The organism is Streptomyces sp. SID5464 (assembly GCF_009862985.1).
In the GTDB taxonomy this organism is placed as follows: Bacteria; Actinomycetota; Actinomycetes; order Streptomycetales; family Streptomycetaceae; genus Streptomyces; species Streptomyces chartreusis_D.
This window is the reverse complement of the sequence record NZ_WWIQ01000050.1, coordinates 82,184-103,319: the sequence shown is the minus strand read 5'-3', so window position 1 is coordinate 103,319 and position 21,136 is coordinate 82,184. Positions and strand designations below refer to the sequence as shown.

Annotated in this window: 16 protein-coding genes and 1 pseudogene; 14 read left to right on the top strand and 3 right to left on the bottom strand. The window is 72.5% G+C overall.

The window, feature by feature from the left end:
• Positions 1-85 precede the first annotated feature (85 nt).
• From coaBC to GTY47_RS24485, 3 genes are all read left to right on the top strand, one after another.
• Positions 86-1,288 carry a bifunctional phosphopantothenoylcysteine decarboxylase/phosphopantothenate--cysteine ligase CoaBC gene (gene coaBC / locus GTY47_RS24495; protein WP_010046413.1) on the top strand — a complete coding sequence of 401 codons (1,203 nt, stop codon included), beginning with the start codon at positions 86-88 and terminating at the stop codon, positions 1,286-1,288.
• A gap of 237 nt (positions 1,289-1,525) precedes the next feature.
• Positions 1,526-2,734: a methionine adenosyltransferase gene (gene metK, locus GTY47_RS24490; protein WP_010046412.1), complete on the top strand. Its 1,209-nt coding sequence runs from the start codon at positions 1,526-1,528 to the stop codon at positions 2,732-2,734.
• Positions 2,735-2,892: 158 nt separating this feature from the next.
• Positions 2,893-5,040, top strand: coding sequence for a primosomal protein N' (locus tag GTY47_RS24485; RefSeq protein WP_010046411.1), 2,148 nt, complete (start codon positions 2,893-2,895; stop codon positions 5,038-5,040).
• 130 nt (positions 5,041-5,170) lie between these two features.
• Here the strand turns inward: GTY47_RS24485 and GTY47_RS24480 are convergent, their stop codons facing one another.
• Complete coding sequence (locus GTY47_RS24480) at positions 5,171-5,707, bottom strand: hypothetical protein (RefSeq protein ID WP_029181627.1); 537 nt, start codon at positions 5,705-5,707, stop codon at positions 5,171-5,173.
• Positions 5,708-5,978: 271 nt separating this feature from the next.
• Between GTY47_RS24480 and fmt the strand changes: the two genes are divergently transcribed.
• Together fmt and GTY47_RS24470 are read left to right on the top strand one after the other, a co-directional pair.
• Positions 5,979-6,911: a methionyl-tRNA formyltransferase gene (gene fmt / locus GTY47_RS24475; RefSeq protein WP_010046410.1), complete on the top strand. Its 933-nt coding sequence runs from the start codon at positions 5,979-5,981 to the stop codon at positions 6,909-6,911.
• A 69-nt stretch (positions 6,912-6,980) separates the two neighbouring features.
• Positions 6,981-8,408, top strand: coding sequence for a transcription antitermination factor NusB (locus GTY47_RS24470; RefSeq protein ID WP_010046409.1), 1,428 nt, complete (start codon positions 6,981-6,983; stop codon positions 8,406-8,408).
• On the opposite strand, the gene GTY47_RS24465 is transcribed toward GTY47_RS24470, so the two are convergent.
• Positions 8,389-10,581: an MMPL family transporter gene (locus GTY47_RS24465; protein WP_050810324.1), complete on the bottom strand. Its 2,193-nt coding sequence runs from the start codon at positions 10,579-10,581 to the stop codon at positions 8,389-8,391. The two genes, GTY47_RS24470 and GTY47_RS24465, sit on opposite strands and share 20 nt — an antisense overlap.
• A gap of 14 nt (positions 10,582-10,595) precedes the next feature.
• On the opposite strand from GTY47_RS24465, the gene rpe reads away from it, so the two are divergent.
• The 7 genes from rpe (at position 10,596) to GTY47_RS24430 (ending at position 17,908) form a co-directional block, all read left to right on the top strand.
• The gene (gene rpe / locus GTY47_RS24460) at positions 10,596-11,282 is read left to right on the top strand and encodes a ribulose-phosphate 3-epimerase (protein ID WP_010046404.1); all 687 of its coding nucleotides are present in this window, start codon (positions 10,596-10,598) and stop codon (positions 11,280-11,282) included.
• A 78-nt stretch (positions 11,283-11,360) separates the two neighbouring features.
• Positions 11,361-12,404: a sugar-binding domain-containing protein gene (locus tag GTY47_RS24455; protein WP_010046403.1), complete on the top strand. Its 1,044-nt coding sequence runs from the start codon at positions 11,361-11,363 to the stop codon at positions 12,402-12,404.
• Between the two features lie 24 nt (positions 12,405-12,428).
• The gene (locus GTY47_RS24450) at positions 12,429-12,782 is read left to right on the top strand and encodes a barstar family protein (protein WP_029181626.1); all 354 of its coding nucleotides are present in this window, start codon (positions 12,429-12,431) and stop codon (positions 12,780-12,782) included.
• A gap of 108 nt (positions 12,783-12,890) precedes the next feature.
• Positions 12,891-14,333 carry a GuaB1 family IMP dehydrogenase-related protein gene (locus tag GTY47_RS24445; RefSeq protein ID WP_010046401.1) on the top strand — a complete coding sequence of 481 codons (1,443 nt, stop codon included), beginning with the start codon at positions 12,891-12,893 and terminating at the stop codon, positions 14,331-14,333.
• A 297-nt stretch (positions 14,334-14,630) separates the two neighbouring features.
• Positions 14,631-16,100: an amino acid permease gene (locus GTY47_RS24440; RefSeq protein ID WP_010046399.1), complete on the top strand. Its 1,470-nt coding sequence runs from the start codon at positions 14,631-14,633 to the stop codon at positions 16,098-16,100.
• 10 nt (positions 16,101-16,110) lie between these two features.
• Positions 16,111-16,563 carry an Lrp/AsnC family transcriptional regulator gene (locus tag GTY47_RS24435; RefSeq protein ID WP_010046396.1) on the top strand — a complete coding sequence of 151 codons (453 nt, stop codon included), beginning with the start codon at positions 16,111-16,113 and terminating at the stop codon, positions 16,561-16,563.
• A 145-nt stretch (positions 16,564-16,708) separates the two neighbouring features.
• Entirely contained in the window at positions 16,709-17,908 is a 1,200-nt protein-coding gene (locus GTY47_RS24430; RefSeq protein ID WP_010046392.1) for an MFS transporter, read from the top strand.
• Here the strand turns inward: GTY47_RS24430 and GTY47_RS24425 are convergent.
• A pseudogene (locus tag GTY47_RS24425) lies at positions 17,883-18,275 on the bottom strand (hypothetical protein); the annotation flags it as partial. The gene GTY47_RS24430 and the pseudogene GTY47_RS24425 overlap by 26 nt on opposite strands.
• Before the next feature lie 312 nt (positions 18,276-18,587).
• Between GTY47_RS24425 and GTY47_RS24420 the strand changes: the two are divergent.
• Both GTY47_RS24420 and GTY47_RS24415 read left to right on the top strand, forming a co-directional pair.
• Positions 18,588-19,376 (top strand): carbon-nitrogen hydrolase family protein, encoded by a 789-nt coding sequence (locus GTY47_RS24420; RefSeq protein ID WP_010046389.1) that lies wholly within the window; start codon positions 18,588-18,590, stop codon positions 19,374-19,376.
• Positions 19,377-19,423: 47 nt separating this feature from the next.
• Positions 19,424-21,136 carry an NAD(P)/FAD-dependent oxidoreductase gene (locus GTY47_RS24415; RefSeq protein WP_010046387.1) on the top strand — a complete coding sequence of 571 codons (1,713 nt, stop codon included), beginning with the start codon at positions 19,424-19,426 and terminating at the stop codon, positions 21,134-21,136.

The window sequence follows — 21,136 nt, the reverse complement described above, 5'->3', positions numbered from 1 at the left end:
CACAGGCCCGGCAGGCCGACTGCCGGGCCTGTGGTGTGTCATGGAGTCGTACGTTGTGCCGGTTGCCGAGGTCCGGGGAGAGACGGTGGACAAACCGAAGGTCGTTCTGGGGGTCAGTGGCGGCATCGCCGCGTACAAGGCCTGTGAGCTGCTGCGGCGGTTGACGGAGTCGGGCCATGACGTGCGCGTCGTCCCCACCGCCTCCGCGCTGCACTTCGTCGGCGCCGCCACCTGGTCCGCGCTCTCCGGAAACCCGGTCTCCACCGAGGTGTGGGACGACGTGCACGAGGTCCCGCACGTCCGCATCGGACAGCACGCCGACCTGGTCGTCGTCGCCCCCGCCACCGCCGACATGCTCGCCAAGGCGGCCCACGGCCTCGCCGACGACCTCCTGACCAACACCCTCCTCACCGCCCGCTGCCCGGTCGTCTTCGCCCCCGCCATGCACACGGAGATGTGGGAGCACCCGGCCACCCAGGAGAACGTGGCGACGCTGCGCCGCCGCGGCGCCCTGGTCATCGAACCGGCCGTGGGCCGCCTCACCGGCGTCGACACCGGCAAGGGCCGGCTCCCCGACCCGGGCGAGATCTTCGAGGTCTGCCGCCGGGTGCTGGCCCGGGGCGTGACCGAGCCCGACCTGAAGGGCCGGCACGTGGTGATCAGCGCCGGCGGCACCCGCGAGCCCCTGGACCCCGTCCGCTTCCTCGGCAACCGCTCCTCAGGCAAGCAGGGCTACGCCCTCGCCCGCACCGCGGCCGCCCGCGGCGCCCGCGTCACGCTGATCGCGGCCAACAGCGCCCTGCCCGACCCGGCCGGCGTGGACGTCGTCCCCGTGGGCACCGCCCTGCAGCTGCGGGAGGCGGTGCTGGAGGCCTCCGCAGACGCCGACGCGGTGGTCATGGCCGCGGCGGTGGCGGACTTCCGCCCGGCGGTGTACGCGGCCGGGAAGATCAAGAAGAAGGACGACCAGGAGCCGGAGCCGATCACGCTGGTGCGGAATCCGGACATCCTCGCGGAGGTCTCCGCCGAGCGCGCCCGCCCCGGCCAGGTGATCGTCGGCTTCGCGGCGGAGACCGACGACGTGCTCGCCAACGGCCGCGCGAAACTGAAGCGCAAGGGCTGTGATCTGCTGGTGGTGAACGAGGTCGGGGAGAGCAGAACCTTCGGTTCCGAGGAGAACGAGGCCGTCGTCCTCGGCGCCGACGGCAGCGAGACCGCGGTGCCGCACGGACCCAAGGAAGCCCTGGCCGAAACCGTATGGGGCCTGGTGGTCGAGCGCCTTCACTGATGTTTCAGTCGCCCTGCGCCCCCGTGAAACACGGCCGATCGGGGCGTGGCGCCTCTGGCCAACGCAGCTCGGCATTGGGCAGAATGCCCGTGCCGCAGGTCACAGCACTTCCGAGTGTCGAGACAGGGGGACCGTGGCCGAAGCGTGACCGATAAACTGTTCCACGGACGGCGCCGGGTGCAGCCCCCGCCGTCCGCCAATGATCAGCCAGCAGCCGCTGCAACCCCAGGGAGCGTTGTGTCCCGTCGCCTGTTCACCTCGGAGTCCGTGACCGAGGGTCACCCCGACAAGATCGCTGACCAGATCAGCGACACCATTCTCGACGCGCTGCTCCGCGAGGACCCGACCTCCCGGGTCGCCGTCGAGACCTTGATCACGACCGGCCTGGTGCACGTGGCCGGCGAGGTCACCACCAAGACGTACGCGGACATCGCGACGCTGGTCCGGAACAAGATCCTCGAAATCGGCTACGACTCCTCGAAGAAGGGCTTCGACGGCGCCTCCTGCGGCGTCTCGGTGTCGATCGGCGCGCAGTCCCCGGACATCGCCCAGGGCGTGGACACGGCTTACGAGTCCCGTGTCGAGGGCGACGAGGACGAGCTCGACAAGCAGGGCGCGGGCGACCAGGGCCTGATGTTCGGCTACGCGACGGACGAGACGCCGACGCTCATGCCGCTGCCGATCTTCCTGGCCCACCGCCTGTCGAAGCGCCTGTCCGACGTGCGCAAGAACGGCACGATCCCCTACCTGCGCCCGGACGGCAAGACGCAGGTCACCATCGAGTACGACGGCGACAAGGCGGTCCGCCTGGACACCGTCGTCGTCTCCTCGCAGCACGCCTCCGACATCGACCTGGACTCGCTCCTGGCTCCGGACATCAAGGAGTTCGTCGTCGACCCGGAGCTCAAGGCGCTGCTCGACGAGGGCATCAAGCTGGACACGGAGAACTACCGCCTCCTGGTCAACCCCACCGGCCGCTTCGAGATCGGCGGCCCGATGGGTGACGCCGGCCTGACCGGCCGCAAGATCATCATCGACACCTACGGCGGCATGGCCCGCCACGGCGGCGGCGCCTTCTCCGGCAAGGACCCGTCCAAGGTCGACCGCTCCGCGGCGTACGCCATGCGCTGGGTCGCCAAGAACGTGGTCGCCGCGGGTCTCGCCACCCGCTGCGAGGTCCAGGTGGCCTACGCCATCGGCAAGGCCGAGCCGGTCGGTCTGTTCGTCGAGACCTTCGGCACCGCCAAGGTCGACACGGAGAAGATCGAGAAGGCGATCGACGAGGTCTTCGACCTCCGTCCGGCCGCCATCATCCGCGACCTCGACCTGCTCCGCCCGATCTACTCCCAGACGGCGGCGTACGGCCACTTCGGCCGGGAGCTTCCCGAGTTCACCTGGGAGCGGACGGACCGCGTGGACGCGCTGCGCAAGGCCGTGGGCCTGTAAGTCCCCGGAAGGCGGCGGGGCCGCAGGTCCGACGCCGCCGCGGTTCCTCGCGAGGCCCGGCACCCTTCGGGGCGCCGGGCCTCGTCGTGCGTCCGGCGGGCGGGAGGCGGGTACTCGAGGGCCGCCGGATGTCAGTGACGTTTGGTAAGAATGCAAGCGTGAGCAGCGAGAACGAACAGGCGGGCGGCGGCGCGGAGGGCGCGCCGCCCGAGCAGCTCGCGCTCATCCGGGAGAGTGTGCGGAAGGCCAGGACGCCTCGGGCCAAGCCGCGGACCTGGCGGGGGGCCGCGCTCGCCAAGGACCTGCCCGTCGCCCGGGTGCTCGTCGACAAGGGTGTGCTCCATCTCGACCGGTACTTCGACTACGCCGTGCCCGAGGAACTGGACGAGCAGGCCCAGCCCGGCGTGCGGGTGCGGGTGCGGTTCGGGGCCGGGCGGCACCGGGTGCGGGACGGGCGGCGCGAGGGCGGCGGGCTGATCGACGGGTTCCTCGTCGAGCGGCTGGCCGAGTCCGACTACTCCGGGCCGCTGGCCGCCCTCGCCCAGGTCGTGTCGCCCGAGCGGGTGCTCAGTGAGGAACTGGTCGGGCTGGCCCGTGCGGTCGCCGACCGGTACGCAGGCAGCCTCGCCGACGTCCTGCAACTCGCGGTGCCGCCGCGCAGCGCACGGGCCGAGCAGCGCCCCTCGCCCGCACCGCTGCCACCGCCCCCGGCGCCCGTGGCGGGCTCCTGGCAGCGGTACGAGCAGGGAGGGGCCTTCCTGGAGTCGCTCGCCTCCGGCGGCGCGCCCCGGGCCGTGTGGAACGCGCTGCCCGGCCCGCAGTGGAGCGAGGAGCTGGCCCGGGCCGTCGGGGCGACGCTGGCCTCCGGTCGCGGTGCGCTCGCCGTCCTGCCCGACGGGCGGGCGGTCGCGCGGGTGGACGCCGCCTTGACGGCCCTGCTGGGGAAGGGGCGGCACGCGGTGCTCACCGCCGACGCGGGACCCGAGAAGCGGTACGCGCAGTGGCTCGCGGTCCGGCGGGGCTCCGTGCGGGCCGTGATCGGGACCCGGGCCGCGATGTTCGCACCGGTCCAGGACCTCGGGCTGGTCGCCATCTGGGACGACGGGGACGACAGCCACAGCGAGCAGCACGCCCCGCAGCCCCATGCGCGTGAGGTGCTGCTGCTGCGGGCCGCCCAGGACAAGTGCGGCTTCCTGCTGGGCAGTTGGGGCTGCACGGTGGAGGCCGCGCAGCTCGTCGAGAGCGGGTGGGCCCGTCCGCTGGTCGCCGGGCGTGAGCAGGTGCGGGCCACCGCTCCGCTCGTCCGCACCGTCGGCGACGGGGACCTCGCGCGGGACGAGGCCGCCCGGGCCGCCCGGCTGCCGACCCTCGCCTGGCAGGTCGTCAGGGAGGGCCTGCGGCACGGTCCGGTGCTGGTGCAGGTGCCCCGGCGGGGATACGTACCGCGCATGGCGTGCGCCAACTGCCGGGCGCCCGCGCGGTGCCGGCACTGCTCCGGGCCGCTGGAAACGCGGGACGGCGGCGCGCTGTGCTGCGGGTGGTGCGGCCGTGAGGAGAACGGCTGGCACTGCCCGGAGTGCGGTGCGTTCCGGCTGCGCGCCTCGGTGGTGGGCGCGCGGCGGACCGCCGAGGAACTCGGACGGGCCTTCCCCGCCGTTCCGGTGCGGACCTCGGGTCGTGAACACGTGCTCGACACGGTGCCGGGGGCGCCTGCGCTGGTGGTGAGTACGCCGGGGGCCGAGCCCGTCGCCGAGGGCGGATACGCGGCGGCGCTGCTGCTCGACGGGTGGGCGATGCTCGGGCGGCCCGATCTGCGGGCCGGTGAGGACGCGTTGCGGCGGTGGATCGCGGCCGGGTCGCTCGTCCGGCCGCAGCCGGTCGGCGGCACAGTGGTGGTCGTGGCCGAGCCGACGCTGCGGCCGGTCCAGGCGCTCGTACGGTGGGACCCCGTCGGTCACGCGGTGCGGGAACTCGCCGAGCGGGCCGAGCTGGGGTTTCCGCCGGTGTCGCGGATGGCGGCCGTGTCGGGGCCGGCGGAGGCGGTGGCCGAGTTTCTCCGTGCGGCCGAACTGCCGCCGGAGGCCGAGGTGCTGGGGCCGGTGCCATTGCCCGTCCCGGCCGCGGGGCGACCGCGGCGGGCGGGGGCGCCGCCGCCCGGGGAGCAGTGGGAGCGGGCGTTGGTCCGGGTGCCGCCGGGCAAGGGGGCGGCACTGGCCGCCGCGCTGAAGGCCGCGCAGGCCGCGCGGACGGCCCGGGGGAGTGCGGAGCCTGTCTGGGTGCGGATCGATCCGGCTGACATCGGGTGAGCCGGTGACTGCGGTCGTCCGAGCCGGTGGCGGTGGCTGAGGTCGTGTCTGCCGCTGTTCGCTGCGCGTACAGGCCGCTGCCCTCCCCTACGTATCGGGAGGGCAGCGGCCTGTCGGGGCGGGGTGCGGGTCAGCCGTTGCGTGGGCCGGGGAAGGCCGTCGGCCTCGCCTCGTCGCGCAGGGCCGGGCTGCCCGCCGTCGGCTGGGTGGGCATGGAGCGGGCCGCCGGGACCGTCGGGAGGCCGGTGTTCACACTGACCGTGCGCGAGCCCGAGGGCTCCGGTGTCCGCTCCGCCTCGGACGCGGCCGACTGGGCCGTGGCCCGGCGTGCGCCGTAACGGCGGTGGACCGCCTGTTTGGTGACTCCGAGCGCGGAGCCCACCGCGTCCCACGAGAAGCCGAGCGAGCGGTCGAAGTCCACGGCCGCCGTGACCAGGGTCTCGACACTGTCCCGCAGCTCCTGGGCGAGACGTACCGTCGGGGCGGGGGCGCGTCCGTAGACGACGAAGCCCGTGGAGGAGCCGGAGCGGCGCGGGCGGTAGACGTTGCCCAGCTGGGCGGTGAGTGTGCGCAGTGCGTCCACCTGCCGGCGGACCCGCTCGATGTCCCGCACCAGCAAGTGCAGGCTGGCCCGAGCCTGGGCGTCGTGGGTTGCGTGGTCGGCCATGAACAAGCCTCTCGAACCGGCGTTGAAAGGGAATGGGCCGCGATCGCGGCCCGATGTGGTCAACTCTGTCTTGACCAACGCGGATTCGCTCCGCGGGTCACGGTGTGGGGGCGTGGGGGCATATGCGTGCGCCTGTTTGCGCGGGGTGTGCGCCTCGGCCTTCGGCCGTCGGCTCCGTCTGTCCGCCCGCGCACCACCCGTTCCACGGCGGGGCTCATAGACTTGTGTGCTGCCCGCCGTCCACTCCCGCCCGAGAGGCCCCCACCACCCCATGAAGCTCGTCTTCGCCGGTACACCCGAGGTCGCCGTTCCCGCTCTGGACGCTCTTCTCGCCTCTGAGCGGCACGAGGTGGCCGCTGTCGTCACGCGGCCCGACGCGCCGGCCGGGCGTGGGCGCAGGCTCGTCGCGTCGCCCGTCGCCGAGCGGGCGGAGGAGGCCGGAATCGAGGTGCTGAAGCCCGCGAAGCCGAAGGACCCCGAGTTCCTGGAGCGGCTGCGGGAGATCGGGCCGGACTGCTGTCCCGTCGTCGCCTACGGCGCGCTGCTGCCCCGGGTCGCCCTCGACGTCCCCGCGCACGGCTGGGTCAATCTGCACTTCTCCCTGCTGCCGGCCTGGCGCGGCGCCGCGCCCGTGCAGCACGCCATCATGGCCGGGGACGAGATCACCGGGGCTTCCACCTTCCTGATCGAGGAGGGCCTCGACTCCGGGCCGGTGTACGGGACGGTCACCGAGGAGATCCGGCCCACCGACACCAGCGGGGACCTGCTGACGCGGCTGGCCTTCGCCGGTGCCGGGCTGCTCGCGGCGACCATGGACGGGATCGAGGACGGCACGCTGAAGGCCGTACCGCAGCCGGCCGAAGGGGTCAGCCTGGCCCCGAAGGTCAACGTCGAGGACGCCCACATCGACTGGAGCGCGCCCGCGCTGCGCGTCGACCGGATGGTGCGGGGCTGCACCCCGGCTCCCGGCGCCTGGACCACGTTCCGCGGTGAGCGGCTCAAGCTCATCCAGGTCACCCCCGCGCCGGACCGGACGGATCTCGCCCCGGGGCAGATCTCCGCCGGCAAGAACAACGTGTACGTCGGCACCGGCTCGTACGCCGTCGAGCTGCTCTGGGTGCAGGCCCAGGGCAAGAAGCCGATGCGGGCGGCGGACTGGGCCCGCGGGGTGCGGATCACCGAGGGCGAGCGGCTCGGGGGCTGACGCGGCGACACGTCCGGGGCGGCGTAGGCTGGACGGCGCACTTCTTCTCACACCCGGAGCACCTTTTTCGTGAGCGACCAGCCCCGTCGGCCCCGTACGTCCGGCAAGCCCTACCGGCGGCCCAAGAAGGACCCCGTCCGCATCCTCGCCTTCGAGGCGCTGAGGGCCGTGGACGAGCGGGACGCCTACGCCAACCTCGTTCTGCCGCCCCTGTTGCGCAAGGCGCGGGAGAAGGAGGGACCCGAGAAGTTCGACGCCCGGGACGCGGCGCTCGCCACCGAGCTGGTGTACGGCACGCTGCGGCGGCAGGGGACGTACGACGCGGTCCTCTCGGCCTGCGTGGACCGGCCGCTGGGGGAGGTCGACCCGCCGGTGCTGGACGTGCTGAGCCTCGGCGCGCACCAGCTGCTCGGGACACGGATCCCGACGCACGCGGCGGTGTCGGCCACCGTCGAGCTCGCGCGGGTCGTGCTCGGCGACGGGCGGGCCAAGTTCGTCAACGCCGTGCTGCGGAAGGTCGCGCAGCACGACCTGGACGGCTGGCTGGAGCGGGTCGCGCCGCCCTATGACGAGGACCCCGAGGACCACCTCGCCGTCGTCCACTCGCACCCGCGGTGGGTCGTGTCGGCGCTGTGGGACTCCCTCGGCGGCGGCCGCGCCGGTATCGAGGACCTGCTGCGCGCCGACAACGAGCGGCCCGAGGTGACCCTGGTCGCGCGCCCCGGGCGGGCCACCGCCGAGGAACTGCTCGAAGAGGACGCAGCCGTGCCGGGGCACTGGTCGCCGTACGCCGTGCGGCTGACCGAGGGCGGTGAGCCGGGCGCAGTCGCGGCCGTACGGGACGGACGCGCGGGCGTGCAGGACGAGGGCAGCCAGCTCGTGGCGCTCGCCCTCGCGGCCGCGCCCCTGGACGGGCCGGACCGGCGGTGGCTGGACGGGTGTGCGGGGCCCGGCGGCAAGGCCGCGCTGCTCGGCGCCCTCGCGGCCCAGCGGGGCGCGCTGCTCGTCGCCTCCGAGAAGCAGACCCACCGCGCCGGGCTCGTGGCCAAGGCGCTGGACGGGAACCCCGGGCCCTACCAGGTGATCGCCGCCGACGGGACGCGACCGGCGTGGCGGCCCGGCAGCTTCGACCGCGTGCTGGTCGACGTGCCGTGCACCGGGCTCGGTGCCCTGCGGCGCCGCCCCGAGGCGCGCTGGCGGCGCCGGCCGGAGGACCTGGAGGGGTTCGCGCCGTTGCAGCGCGGCCTGCTGCGCACCGCCCTGGAGTCGGTGCGGGTCGGCGGAGTCGTGGGCTACGCGACCTGCTCGCCGCACCTCGCCGAGACCAGGGCCGTGGTCGCCGACGTCCTCAAGCAGTACCCGGACACCGACCTCCTCGACGCCCGGCCGCTGCTGCCCGGCGTACCGGACCTCGGCGAAGGGCCCGACGTGCAGCTGTGGCCGCACCTGCACGGGACCGACGCGATGTACCTGGCGCTCATCCGCCGGACCGGCTGACCCCCGCTTCGACGCTCTCCCGGGCCGCCGCACCGCCGTCCTCCCCGGCCAGCCGGTGCGGCCACCACACCTTCGGCCCCACGTCCAGGAACAGCGACGTCACCAGGACCGAGCGCACGACGAACGTGTCGATGAGGACACCGAGGGCGACCGCGAAGCCGATCTCGGCGAAGGCGACCATGGGGAGGGTGCCGAGCGCGGCGAAGGTACCGGCCAGGACCAGGCCGGCGGAGGTGATGACCGCGCCGGTGGCGGCGAGCCCCGTGACCACGCCCGGTCCGGTGCCCTGGCGGACCGCCTCCTCGCGGATGCGGGTGGTCAGGAAGATGTTGTAGTCGATGCCCAGGGCGACCAGGAACACGAAGACGAACAGCGGGAAGTCGGTCGCCTCGCCCGCGTAGTCGAAGACGTACCGGAACGCGAGCGCGCTGATGCCGAGGGCCGCCGCGAACGACAGGATCACCGTCCCGATCAGCAGCAGCGGCGCGATCAGGGCCCGTAGCAGGGCGCACAGGATCAGCAGGACGACCGCCAGCACCAGCGGGATGACCAGGACGTTGTCATGGGTGATCGCCTCGTCCATGTCCACGAGGCCCGCCGTACCGCCGCCCACCCGGGCATCGGCGTCCGGTACCGCATGGACGGCGTCCCGTACCCGCTGCACGGTCTGTTTCGCCGCGTCGCTGTCGGCCGGGGCGGTCATCGTGGCCTCGAAGAGGACCCTGCCCTGGAAGGACGGCTTCGTGCCCGGTGGCAGGCCCAGCGACTCCGGGACCACGCCCGGCGTGGCGGCGACCGCGCGGCCCACCTGCCGGGCCTGCGCCTGGTTGCTGACGATGACGAGCGGATTGCCGCTCCCGGCCGGGAAATAGCGTGCGGAAACCTCCTGGCCGACGATCGAGTCCGGTTTCCCGGTGAACGCGTCCGCGTTCCCGATGCCGTCGGCGCGCAGCTGGATCAGGCCGAGCGAGCAGACCGCCAGCACCGCCACCGTGACGCCCCACACCATCCGGGGACGGCGGCCGATACGGCGGCCGGCGCGGGCCCACACGCCCCGCTCGGTCGGATCGGCCGTACCGAAGTGCGGGATCACCGGCCAGAAGATCCACCGGCCGACGATCACCAGCAGGGCCGGGAAGAGCGTCATCATCGCGAGCAGGGCGACGGCGACACCGATCGCGGCCACCGGTCCCAGGCCGCTGGTCGAGTTCATCTCGGCGACCAGCAGCACCAGCAGGCTCAGCACGACCGTCGCGCCGGAGGCGAGCACCGCGGGGCCCGCCCGGTGCAGCGCCTGGGCCATCGCCTCGTGCCGGTCCTCGTGCCGGCGCAGCTCCTCCCGGTAGCGGGCGACCAGCAACAAGGCGTAGTCCGTCCCCGCCCCGAAGACCAGCACCGTCAGGATGCCGGCGCTCTGGCCGTTGACCGTCAGGCCCGCGTGCTCGGCCAGCAGGTAGATCAGCGCCTGGGAGGCGAACAGCGCACAGACCACGGAGACCAGGGGGACCAGCAGCAGGGTCGGGCTGCGGTAGGTGATGAGCAGCATGACGATGACGACGGTCATCGCCGCGAACAGCAGCGTCGAGTCGATGCCCTCGAAGGCCTCCGCGAAGTCCGCCGCCGTGCCGCCCGGACCCGTGATGTGCACGGCAAGCCCGGCGCCGCCCCCGCCGACGTCGTCCCGGATGGAGTCGACGGCGGGCGAGATCCGCTCCCAGCCCTTCTCGTCCATCGTGATCGGCACGAGGATCTGCGCCGCCCGCGGGTCGGCCTGCCGGTCGAAGACCGGCCCCCGGGTCTCCGCACCCCGGATGCCATGGTCACGCAGCTCCTTGAGCTGCCGCGCGTCCTCGGCGATCTCCGCCCGGTCCTGGACCGTCAGCCCGCTCTCCCGGGCGTAGATCACCACCGCCGGGACCTGCTCCGGCCGGAAGTCCTTGGAGATCTCCAGCACCTGCGTCGACTCCGCGGACCCCGGCAGCCAGGACGACGCGTCGTTGTCCTGGGCGTCGGTGAGCTTCATCGCCAGTGGTGCCGTCACGAACAGCACCGCCACCCACAACACCAGCACCAGCCACTTGGCCCGCCGCCCGCAGACGAGATGTGCGACGCCCTGTTTCACGGCGACCCCCTCTGCGCCCCGGGACCGATGCCCACAACCCCCGGAGGGCATGGCAGTCTTAGGTCATGGCCGCGCAGATCAACCCCAGCATCCTGTCCGCCGACTTCGCCCGCCTCGCGGACGAGGCGAAGGCCGTGGAAGGAGCCGACTGGCTCCACGTCGACGTCATGGACAACCATTTCGTCCCGAACCTCACCCTCGGCGTGCCGGTCGTAGAGTCGCTCGCCCGCGCGACGGACACCCCGCTGGACTGCCATCTGATGATCGAGGCCCCTGACCGGTGGGCGCCCCAGTACGTCGAAGCGGGGGCCGGTTCCGTCACCTTCCACGTCGAGGCGGCCGCCGCCCCGGTGCGGCTCGCCCGGGAGATCCGCGCCAAGGGCGCCCGCGCCTCCATGGCGCTCAAGCCCGCGACCCCCGTCGAGCCGTACGAGGACCTGCTCCCCGAGCTCGACATGCTGCTGATCATGACGGTCGAACCGGGCTTCGGGGGACAGGCCTTCCTCGACATCATGCTTCCGAAGATTCGCCGCACCCGCGAGTTGATCAACAAGCACGGTCTGGAGCTCTGGCTCCAGGTCGACGGCGGAGTCTCCGCTTCCACGATCGAGCGGTGCGCGGACGCCGGAGCCGACGTCTTCGTGGCCGGATCGGCGGTCTACGGGGCAAACGACCCGGCAGAGGCGGTACGTGCACTACGCACGCAGGCGGAGGCGGCGACCGCCAAGGCCTCCTGGGCCTGCGACCACTGAGCCACAGCAAAGTGAACGGCTCTCATCAGGGCTGATCATCCGCGCCGGATCTGCAAGGATGAACGGCGAATCCAGAGTGTGAACAGCAGTGAGGAGATCGCCGTGTCGGGTATGTCGGCGGGCCGGTCAGCCATGCGGATGGGACCCGCTGAGCTGGTGCAGGCGGCGGCCATGGCCCGCCGCTTCTACCTCGAGGGCAAGTCCAAGATCCAGATCGCGGAGGAGTTCGGCGTCAGCCGCTTCAAGGTGGCCCGGGTCCTGGAGACCGCCCTCGAACGGGATCTCGTACGCATCGAGATCCGTGTGCCTGCGGAGCTGGACGCCGAGCGCTCGGACGCGCTCCGCGCCCGCTACGGCCTCAGGCACGCCGTCGTGGTCGAGTCCCCGGCCGATGCCGAGGAGACACCGGACCCCGAGAACCTGGGAGAAGTGGCCGCCGACCTGCTCGGCGAACTGGTCAACGAAGGTGATGTGCTGGGCCTGGCCTGGGGCCGCTCCACCATCCACATGGCGGCGGCGCTCGACCGGCTGCCGCCGTGCACGGTGGTGCAGCTGACCGGCGTGTACGACGCCGGGACCGCCGAGCGCGGCTCGGTCGAGGCCGTGCGCCGTGCCGCCCAGGTGTCCGGCGGTGACGCGCACCCCATCTACGCGCCGATGCTGCTGCCCGACGCGGCCACGGCCTCGGCACTGCGCAACCAGACGGGGATCGCCCGGGCCTTCGAGCACTTCGACAAGGTCACCGTCGCCTGCGTCTCCATCGGCTCCTGGGAGCCGGGCATCTCCACGGTGCACGACATGCTCAGCGACGAGGAGCGCGCGCACTACGCCTCGCTCGGTGTCGCCGCCGAGATGTCCGCGCACCTCTTCGACGCCGAGGGCCGAAGGGTCGGCCGGGACCTGGGCGAGCGGTGCATCACCGTCAAGGCCGACCAGCTCCGCAGTATCCCCGAGGTCGTCGCGATCGCCGGCGGACAGCGCAAGGGACCCGCGATCGACGCGGTGCTGCGGTCCGGGCTCGTCACCAGCCTGGTGACGGACACGTCGGCCGCGGACTATCTGATGACGGCGGGGCCGGCACCGAAGCCCGCACTCAACAGGGCCGACCCGGACGGAGTCTGACAGATGGTCAGCCAGTCGCACGAGGTGCCGGACGACCCGGCCGGCCGGATCGTGGTCGTGCTGGACCTCGACGGGGTCACGGACAAGGCGGGTCTCATGGACCGCTGCGCCCGTGACCTGGCCCTGCCCGAGTGGTTCGGCCGCAACTGGGACGCCCTCGCCGACTGCCTGGCCGACCCCGCCCTCTGGCCCGAGGGAGCCGTGGAGCGGGGGCTGCTGGTCGTCGTCCGGGGCTGGCGGGCGTACGCCGAGAAGCGGCCCGAGGAGTGGCAGGTCGCGGAGGAGATCTTCGCCGAGGCGACGGACCGGGGTCCGGGTCTCTTCGTGACCCTCGGGCTTGGAGAATCCTCCGAGAGAGCCCCTGACCAGCCTGGATGATCCGCTGGGGGACGTCCGCGCAGCCGGCATGGGACAATGAAGTACGTGCTCTTTCCCCCTGGCCGGCCGGTCGGGGGGTCACCTCTGATCGACTGGGATGTGCAGCACGTGCGTTTCCTCAATGACATCCAGCCCGGGTACGACCTGACGTACGACGACGTCTTCATGGTGCCGAGCCGCTCCTCGGTGGGCTCGAGGCAGGCCGTCGACCTCAGCTCCCCGGACGGCACGGGCACCACCATCCCGCTCGTCGTCGCCAACATGACCGCCATCGCCGGGCGCCGCATGGCCGAGACCGTGGCCCGCCGCGGCGGGCTCGTCGTGATACCGCAGGACATCCCGATCGACGTCGTCACCGACGTCGTCTCCTGGGTGAAGAGCCGGCACCTGGTCCTGGACACCCCGATCATGCTGGTGCCCCACCAGACCGTCGCGGACGCGCTGGCGCTGCTGCCCAAGCGCGCGCACAACGCCGGAGTCGTCGTCGACGAGAACCACCGGCCGGTCGGCGTGGTCACCGACTCCGACCTGTCCGGCGTGGACCGCTTCACGCAGCTGGGCGAGGTCATGTCCCGGGACCTGCTGCTGATCGACGCGCACATGGACCCGGGCGAGGCCTTCGACACCCTCGACCACGCCAACCGCCGCTACGCCCCCGCGGTCAACGAGGACGGCACGCTCGCCGGCATCCTCACCCGCAAGGGCGCCCTGCGCGCCACGCTCTACAAGCCCGCCACGGACGCGCGGGGGCGGCTGCGGATCGCCGCCGCCGTCGGTATCAACGGCGACGTCGCGGGCAAGGCCAAGCAGCTGCTGGACGCGGGCGTCGACACGCTCGTCATCGACACCGCGCACGGCCACCAGGAGTCGATGATCAGCGCCCTGAAGCTGGTGCGCGACCTCGACCCGCAGGTGCCGATCGTCGCGGGCAACGTGGTGGCCGCCGCGGGCGTGCGCGACCTGATCGAGGCGGGCGCGGACATCGTCAAGGTCGGTGTCGGACCCGGTGCCATGTGCACGACGCGCATGATGACCGGCGTCGGCCGGCCGCAGTTCTCCGCCGTCCTGGAGTGCGCCGCCGAGGCGAAGAAGTACGGCAAGCACGTGTGGGCCGACGGCGGCGTCCGCCACCCGCGCGACGTGGCCATGGCCCTCGCCGCCGGCGCGTCCAACGTGATGGTCGGCTCCTGGTTCGCGGGCACCTACGAGTCCCCGGGCGACCTCCAGCACGACGCCCAGGGGCGCGCCTACAAGGAGTCCTTCGGCATGGCCTCCGCGCGGGCCGTGCGCAACCGCACGTCCGAGGAGTCGGCGTACGACCGGGCCCGCAAGGCGCTGTTCGAGGAGGGCATCTCCACGTCCCGGATGTTCCTCGACCCGGCCCGCCCCGGCGTCGAGGACCTGATCGACTCGATCATCGCGGGCGTCCGCTCCTCCTGCACGTACGCCGGGGCCGGCTCCCTGGAGGAGTTCGCCGAGAAGGCCATCGTCGGCATCCAGAGCGCCGCCGGCTACGCCGAGGGCAAGCCGCTGCACGCCAGCTGGAACTGACGCGCCCGACACCCCTTCGTACGGCCCCCGTTCGACCTGCCCGGCAGGGAGAGGCGGGGGCCGTACGCGTCTGCCCGCGCAACGGACGAAAGCGGCGTTGCAACGAACCTCCGGCCAGCCCCCATGCACGCAATGATCTTGCGCGCATGCGCAAGGTTGCTGCATTTCGACAGCAACGCCGCTCCTCGTAGGCTGTCGCCTTGTACGTGGCGTGGCGGGGACTCCGCTCGGCGGGTCCCTGCTCAAGGGTGCCTGCGGTCCCTGCCGCCCTGACCGGCAGCGAAAAGGAGCCAGCGCGTGCTCGACCAAGGCGCACCCCCGCAGAACCCAGGCCAGACAGCCGCCCCCGCGTCCCCCGGCGTCGGCGCGCGCCTCATGCGTCGCAAGCCGGTGGAGAACCTGGTCGCGGAGGGTGGCCAGGGCGAGGGAGGCTCGCTGCGGCGCTCCCTCGGCCTGTGGCAGCTCACCATGATCAGCATCGGCGCCACCCTCGGCACCGGCATCTTCGTCGTGCTCGGCGAGGCCGTCCCCAAGGCGGGCCCGGCCGTCACGCTCGCCTTCGTCATAGCCGGCCTGACCGCCCTGTTCTCGGCCCTCTCCTACGCCGAGCTGGCGGGCACCATCCCGGTCTCCGGCTCCTCGTACTCGTATGCGTACGCAACGATGGGCGAGCTGATCGCCTGGATCTGCGGCTGGTGCCTGGTCCTCGAGTACGGCGTCTCCGTCGCCGCCGTCGCGGTCGGCTGGGGCGAGTACCTCAACGAACTGCTCGACGGGACCGTCGGCGTCACCATCCCGGCCGCCCTGTCCGCACCGCCCGGCGACGGCGGTGTGTTCAACCTGCCCGCGCTGATCGTCGTCCTGCTCGCGATGGCGTTCCTGCTGGGCGGCGCCCGCGAGTCCGCCCGCGCCAACACCGTCATGGTCATCGTGAAGATCGCCGCACTGGTGCTGTTCTGCGCCATCGGCGTCCAGGGCTTCCGCTCCGGCAACTACGAGAACTTCATGCCCCTGGGCATGGCGGGCGTCAGCGCCGCCGGGGCGACGCTGTTCTTCTCCTACATCGGCTTCGACGCCGCCTCCACCGCCGGCGAGGAGGCCAAGAACGCCCAGCGTGACCTGCCGCGCGCGATCATGCTGTCGCTGGTCATCGTCACGGCGCTGTACGTCCTCGTCGCCGCCGTCGCCGTCGGCGCCAAGCCCTGGGAGAACTTCACCGGCTCCGAGGCCGCCCTCGCCCAGATCATGCGCGAGGTCACCGGGCAGACCTTCTGGGGGACCCTGCTGGCGTTCTGCGCCGTCATCGCCATCGCGAGCGTGGTGCTGACCGTGCTGTACGGCCAGACCCGCATCCTGTTCGCCATGTCCCGCGACGGCCTCGTGCCGAAGGTGTTCGCCAGGGTCCACCCGAAGAGCGGCACGCCCCGTGCCAACACCCTGATCGTCTCCCTGTTCTGCGGTGTGCTGGCCGCCGCCATCCCGCTCGGGCAGCTCGCCGACGCCACCAGCATCGGCACCCTGTTCGCCTTCGCGCTGGTCAACGTGGCCGTCGTGGTGCTGCGCCGGACCCGGCCGGACATGCCCCGCACCTTCCGGGTGCCGCTCTCCCCGGTCCTGCCCGCGCTGGGCTTCGTCCTCTGCCTCTGGATGATGGGCAGCCTGTCGACCGTGACCTGGGTCGTCTTCGGTGTCTGGATGGCCGCCGGGCTCGTGTTCTACTTCGTGTACGGCTACCGCCGGTCCCGACTCGCACCATCCGAAAAGTGACCGACCCACTGTGCTGAACGATCTCGACGAACGCATCGTGCACGCCCTCGCCGAGGACGCCCGCCGCTCCTACGCCGACATCGGCCACATCGTCGGCCTGTCCGCGCCCGCCGTGAAACGGCGCGTGGACCGGCTGCGGGCCACCGGAGCCATCACCGGCTTCACCGTACGGGTGGACCCGGGCGCCCTCGGCTGGCAGACCGAGGGGTTCGTCGAGATCTACTGCCGGGGCAACACCTCCCCGGAGACCATCCAGCGGGGCCTGGAGCGCTACCAGGAGGTCGTGGCCGCGTCCACCGTCACCGGGGACGCGGACGCGATCGCCCAGGTCTTCGCCTCCGACATGCGGCACTTCGAACGGGTCCTGGAGCGGATCGCCGGGGAGCCGTTCGTCGAGCGGACCAAGTCCGTGCTCGTGCTGTCGCCGCTGCTGCGGCGCTTCTCGTCGGGTTCGCCCACGTAAGTCTGTGGCCCGCTCCGGGCGACACCCCTAGCATCGGTGTCATGACCTGGCGACATTGATCCACCAGCCGCGCCTCCCGAGGACCGCCTCGGACGCCGTGCGTACCGCACGTCCGGTGTCCGAACCGCCCCCTCGGGAAGGCCTCATGACTCTCTCACCCGCGCGCGTGCCCGGCACCGGCGTCCGCCGGCTGACGCGCACGCTGTACGGCTACGCGTTCCTCGAAGACTTCGTCCTGCTCTACCCGGTGTACGCGCTGCTGTTCCGCGACACCGGCCTGTCGGTCTGGCAGATCTCCTCCCTGTTCGCCCTGTGGTCGGTCACCGGCGTGACTCTGGAGGTCCCCTCCGGCGCCTGGGCCGACGCGGTCTCCCGCCGGTCGCTGCTGTGGCTCGGCCCGCTGCTCACCGCCGCCGGCTTCACCCTGTGGACGCTCGTTCCGTCGTACGGCGCCTTCGCCCTCGGTTTCGTGCTGTGGGGCGCCGGCGGAGCCCTCGCCTCCGGTGCGCGTGAGGCGCTGGTCCACGACGAACTGGCGCGGCTCGGCGCCGCCGACCGGTACGCCCAGGTCATGGGCCGGGTCCGCGCGGCCGGGCTGGTGGCCGTCATGGCGGCGATGGGACTGGCCGGGCCGGTCCTGGCCTGGGGCGGCCACACCGCCGTCGGCGCCGCGAGCGTGCTGGTGTGCCTGCTGGCGGCGGCGGCGGCGACCCGGCTCCCGGAACACCGCACCCCGGGGGCGCAGGGGCACGACGGCTGGACCGCGACCCTGCGGGCCGGGCTCGCCGAGGCCCGCGCCGAGCGGTCCGTACGGGGAGCGCTCCTGCTGGTCCCGGCCGTCACCGCCGTGTGGGGCGCCCTCGACGAGTACACGCCGCTGCTGGTGCGGGACACCGGCGTGTCCGACGCGCTCGTGCCCTACCTGCTGCTGCTGGTCTGGGCGGGTGCCACGGCCGGAGGCCTGCTGGCCGGGGCGGGCGAGCGCCTGGGCACCAAGGGCCTCGCGGCCCTGCTCGCGGGCACGGCTCTCGCCCTGGCCGTGGGCGCCGGCGCGGGCACCCCGGCCGGGATCGCCCTGGTGGCGCTCGCCTTCGGCGGTTTCCAGGCGGCGAGCGTGCTGGCCGACGCACGGCTCCAGCGGAGCATCGACGACGCCCGGCGGGCCACCCTCACCTCGCTCGCCGGACTGGGCACCGACCTGGCCACGGTCGCCGTGTACGGCGGCTACGCGGTGCTCGGCACGGCCGCGGGACACGGCATCGCCTTCGCGTGGTGCGCGGTGCCGTACCTGCTGACCGCGCTGCTGCTGGCGGCACCTGCTAGAAGTCGGGCTGCCAGGGGATGACCGAGAAGTCGCCGGTGCCCTTCTTCACCTTCTCGAAGGGCGCCGAGCCCACGCACTTGGGCAGGTCCTTCGGGCCGAGGTCCTCGGTCGTCGCCCAGCTGTACCCGAGCCGGTCGTGGCGGCCGAGGTCGTGCACGGTGATGCCGACCCGGGTGCCCTTCGCGCCGGGCAGGTCCGTGGCGGTGACGACCCCGGATACGACGGCCACCTTGCCGCCGGTGACCAGGCAGTCGACCTTCGCCTTCGCCCAGGCACCCTCGCCGTCCACATAGTGGCTCCACTCGAAGGTGCCGGTCGCCTTCATCGGGTCGGCCTTGTCCTTCGCGGCCAGGTGCGCGTCGAAGGAGAAGGTGATGTCGTCCCCGGCCGGGGCCGGGCCGCCGACCGCGGTCGACAGGTGACGCACGTCGACTGGACGCCCACCACTGTCCCGGCGCGGCGCCCGCGCCACATCGCACCCGGGGCGGGACCCGGCCTCCGCCGCACGGCGGGGAAACACCTCCCGGGCATGCGCCCAGGGGAGGACCGGTCGGGGCCCGCAACGAATCGCCGCCGACCCGGCGGCGGACGCAATGATCCGCTCACGGACGCGCAACGGCTGCTCCTTGTCCGGCCGCAGCCGCCGACCGTACCGTCTATCAGGCCCCCCGAAACCCCCGCGTACCGGTGAGGAACACGCATGCGCACCGCCCTGCTCCAGAGCTCCGGCCGACCCGGCTCCACGGTCGAGAACCTCAAGGTCCTCGACGAGGCCGCGGGCCGGGCCGCCGCCGCGGGCGCCGGGCTGCTGCTCGCGCCGGAGATGTTCCTGACCGGGTACGCGATCGGCGACGACATCGGCCGGCTCGCCGAGCCCGCCGACGGCGACTGCGCGGACGCCATCGCCGAGACCGCGACGCGCCACGGACTGGCGATCGCCTACGGCTATCCCGAGCGGGACGGCGACGCCGTGTTCAACTCCGCCCAGCTGATCTCCGCCGACGGCACCCGGCTCGCCAACTACCGCAAGACCCACCTCTTCGGCTGCTTCGAGCGGGACCACTTCACGTCCGGGGACCAGCCGGTCGTCCAGGCGGAGCTGGACGGTCTGCGCGTCGGGATCCTGATCTGCTACGACGTGGAGTTCCCGGAGAACGTCCGTGCCCACGCCCTCGCCGGCACCGACCTGCTGGTCGTCCCGACCGCGCAGATGCACCCGTTCCAGTTCGTCGCCGAGTCGATGATCCCGGTGCGTGCCTTCGAGAACCAGATGTACATCGCGTACGTCAACCGGGCGGGCCGGGAGGGCGAGTTCGAGTTCGTGGGGCTGTCCACGCTGGCCGGGCCCGACGGGATCGCCCGGACCCGGGCCGGGCGTGCCGAGGAGCTCGTCCTCGCCGACGTCGACCCCGCCTTCCTCGCCGCGTCGCGCGAGGCCAACCCGTATCTGCGGGACCGGCGCCCCGGCCTGTACGGGCCGCTCGTCTGAGACCCCCTTCAACGCCTGTTGGTATCTGTGCAAGGAGTCCGTACCCCATGACGTCCACCGTGCCCAACGCCGTCGAGCACGCAGACGCGCAAGCGCCGCCGATCACCATGTTCGGCCCGGACTTCCCGTACGCGTACGACGACTTCCTCGCCCACCCGGCGGGTCTCGGACAGATACCCGCGACCGAGCACGGCACGGAGGTCGCGGTCATCGGCGGCGGCCTGTCCGGCATCGTCGCCGCGTACGAGCTGATGAAGATGGGCCTCAAGCCGGTCGTGTACGAGGCCGACCGGATCGGCGGCCGGCTGCGGACGGTGGGCTTCGACGGCTGCGACCCGTCGCTCACCGCCGAGATGGGCGCGATGCGCTTCCCGCCGTCCTCCACGGCCCTCCAGCACTACATCGACCTGGTCGGCCTCCAGACGCGGCCCTTCCCCAACCCCCTGGCGGAGGCGACCCCGTCGACCGTCGTCGACCTCAAGGGCGAGTCGCACTACGCCGAGACGATCGCCGACCTGCCCCAGGTCTACCGGGACGTCGCCGAGGCCTGGAACCGGTGCCTGGAGGAGGGCGCCGACTTCTCCGACATGAACCGGGCCCTGCGCGAGCGGGACGTCCCGCGCATCCGCGAGATCTGGTCCCGGCTCGTCGAGAAGCTCGACAACCAGACCTTCTACGGCTTCCTCTGCGACTCCGAGGCGTTCCGGTCCTTCCGGCACCGCGAGATCTTCGGCCAGGTCGGCTTCGGCACGGGCGGCTGGGACACCGACTTCCCGAACTCCATCCTGGAGATCCTCCGGGTCGTCTACACCGAGGCCGACGACCACCACCGCGGCATCGTCGGCGGCTCCCAGCAGCTGCCGCTGCGCCTCTGGGAGCGCGAGCCGGAGAAGATCGTCCACTGGGCCTACGGCACCTCGCTCGCGAGCCTCCACGACGATGGTGAGCCCCGCCCGGCCGTCACCCGCCTGCACCGCACCGCCGGCAACCGCATCACGGTGACCGACGCGCACGGCGACATCCGCACCTACCCGGCGGCGATCTTCACCGCCCAGTCCTGGATGCTGCTGTCGAAGATCGACTGCGACGACTCGCTCTTCCCGATCGACCACTGGACGGCCATCGAGCGCACGCACTACATGGAGTCCTCGAAGCTGTTCGTCCCGGTGGACCGGCCGTTCTGGCTCGACAAGGCCGTCGACGACAGGGGAAACCCGACCGGCCGGGACGTCATGTCGATGACGCTCACCGACCGTATGACGCGCGGTACCTACCTGCTCGACGACGGCCCGGACAAGCCCGCCGTCATCTGCCTCTCCTACACCTGGTGCGACGACAGCCTGAAGTGGCTGCCGCTGTCCGCGAACGAGCGGATGGAGGTCATGCTGAAGTCGCTCGGGGAGATCTATCCCAAGGTCGACATCCGCAAGCACATCATCGGCAACCCCGTGACCGTCTCCTGGGAGAACGAGCCTTACTTCATGGGCGCGTTCAAGGCCAACCTGCCCGGCCACTACCGCTACCAGCGGCGCCTGTTCACGCACTTCATGCAGGACCGGCTGCCCGCGGACAAGCGAGGCATCTTCCTCGCCGGCGACGACATCTCCTGGACGGCCGGCTGGGCCGAGGGCGCCGTCCAGACCGCCCTCAACGCGGTCTGGGGCGTCATGCACCACTTCGGCGGCACGACCGACCCGGCCAACCCCGGTCCCGGCGACGTCTACGACGAGATCGCGCCCGTCGAGCTGCCGGAGGACTAG

Bases quoted from the DNA above. Each gene is read 5' to 3' on its own strand.
- GTY47_RS24480 (WP_029181627.1), bottom strand. From the start codon at position 5,707: ATGGCCGACCACGCAACCCACGACGCCCAGGCTCGGGCCAGCCTGCAC.
- fmt (WP_010046410.1), top strand. From the start codon at position 5,979: ATGAAGCTCGTCTTCGCCGGTACACCCGAGGTCGCCGTTCCCGCTCTG.
- GTY47_RS24465 (WP_050810324.1), bottom strand. From the start codon at position 10,581: ATGCCCTCCGGGGGTTGTGGGCATCGGTCCCGGGGCGCAGAGGGGGTC.
- rpe (WP_010046404.1), top strand. From the start codon at position 10,596: ATGGCCGCGCAGATCAACCCCAGCATCCTGTCCGCCGACTTCGCCCGC.
- GTY47_RS24430 (WP_010046392.1), top strand. From the start codon at position 16,709: ATGACTCTCTCACCCGCGCGCGTGCCCGGCACCGGCGTCCGCCGGCTG.
- GTY47_RS24420 (WP_010046389.1), top strand. From the start codon at position 18,588: ATGCGCACCGCCCTGCTCCAGAGCTCCGGCCGACCCGGCTCCACGGTC.
- GTY47_RS24415 (WP_010046387.1), top strand. From the start codon at position 19,424: ATGACGTCCACCGTGCCCAACGCCGTCGAGCACGCAGACGCGCAAGCG.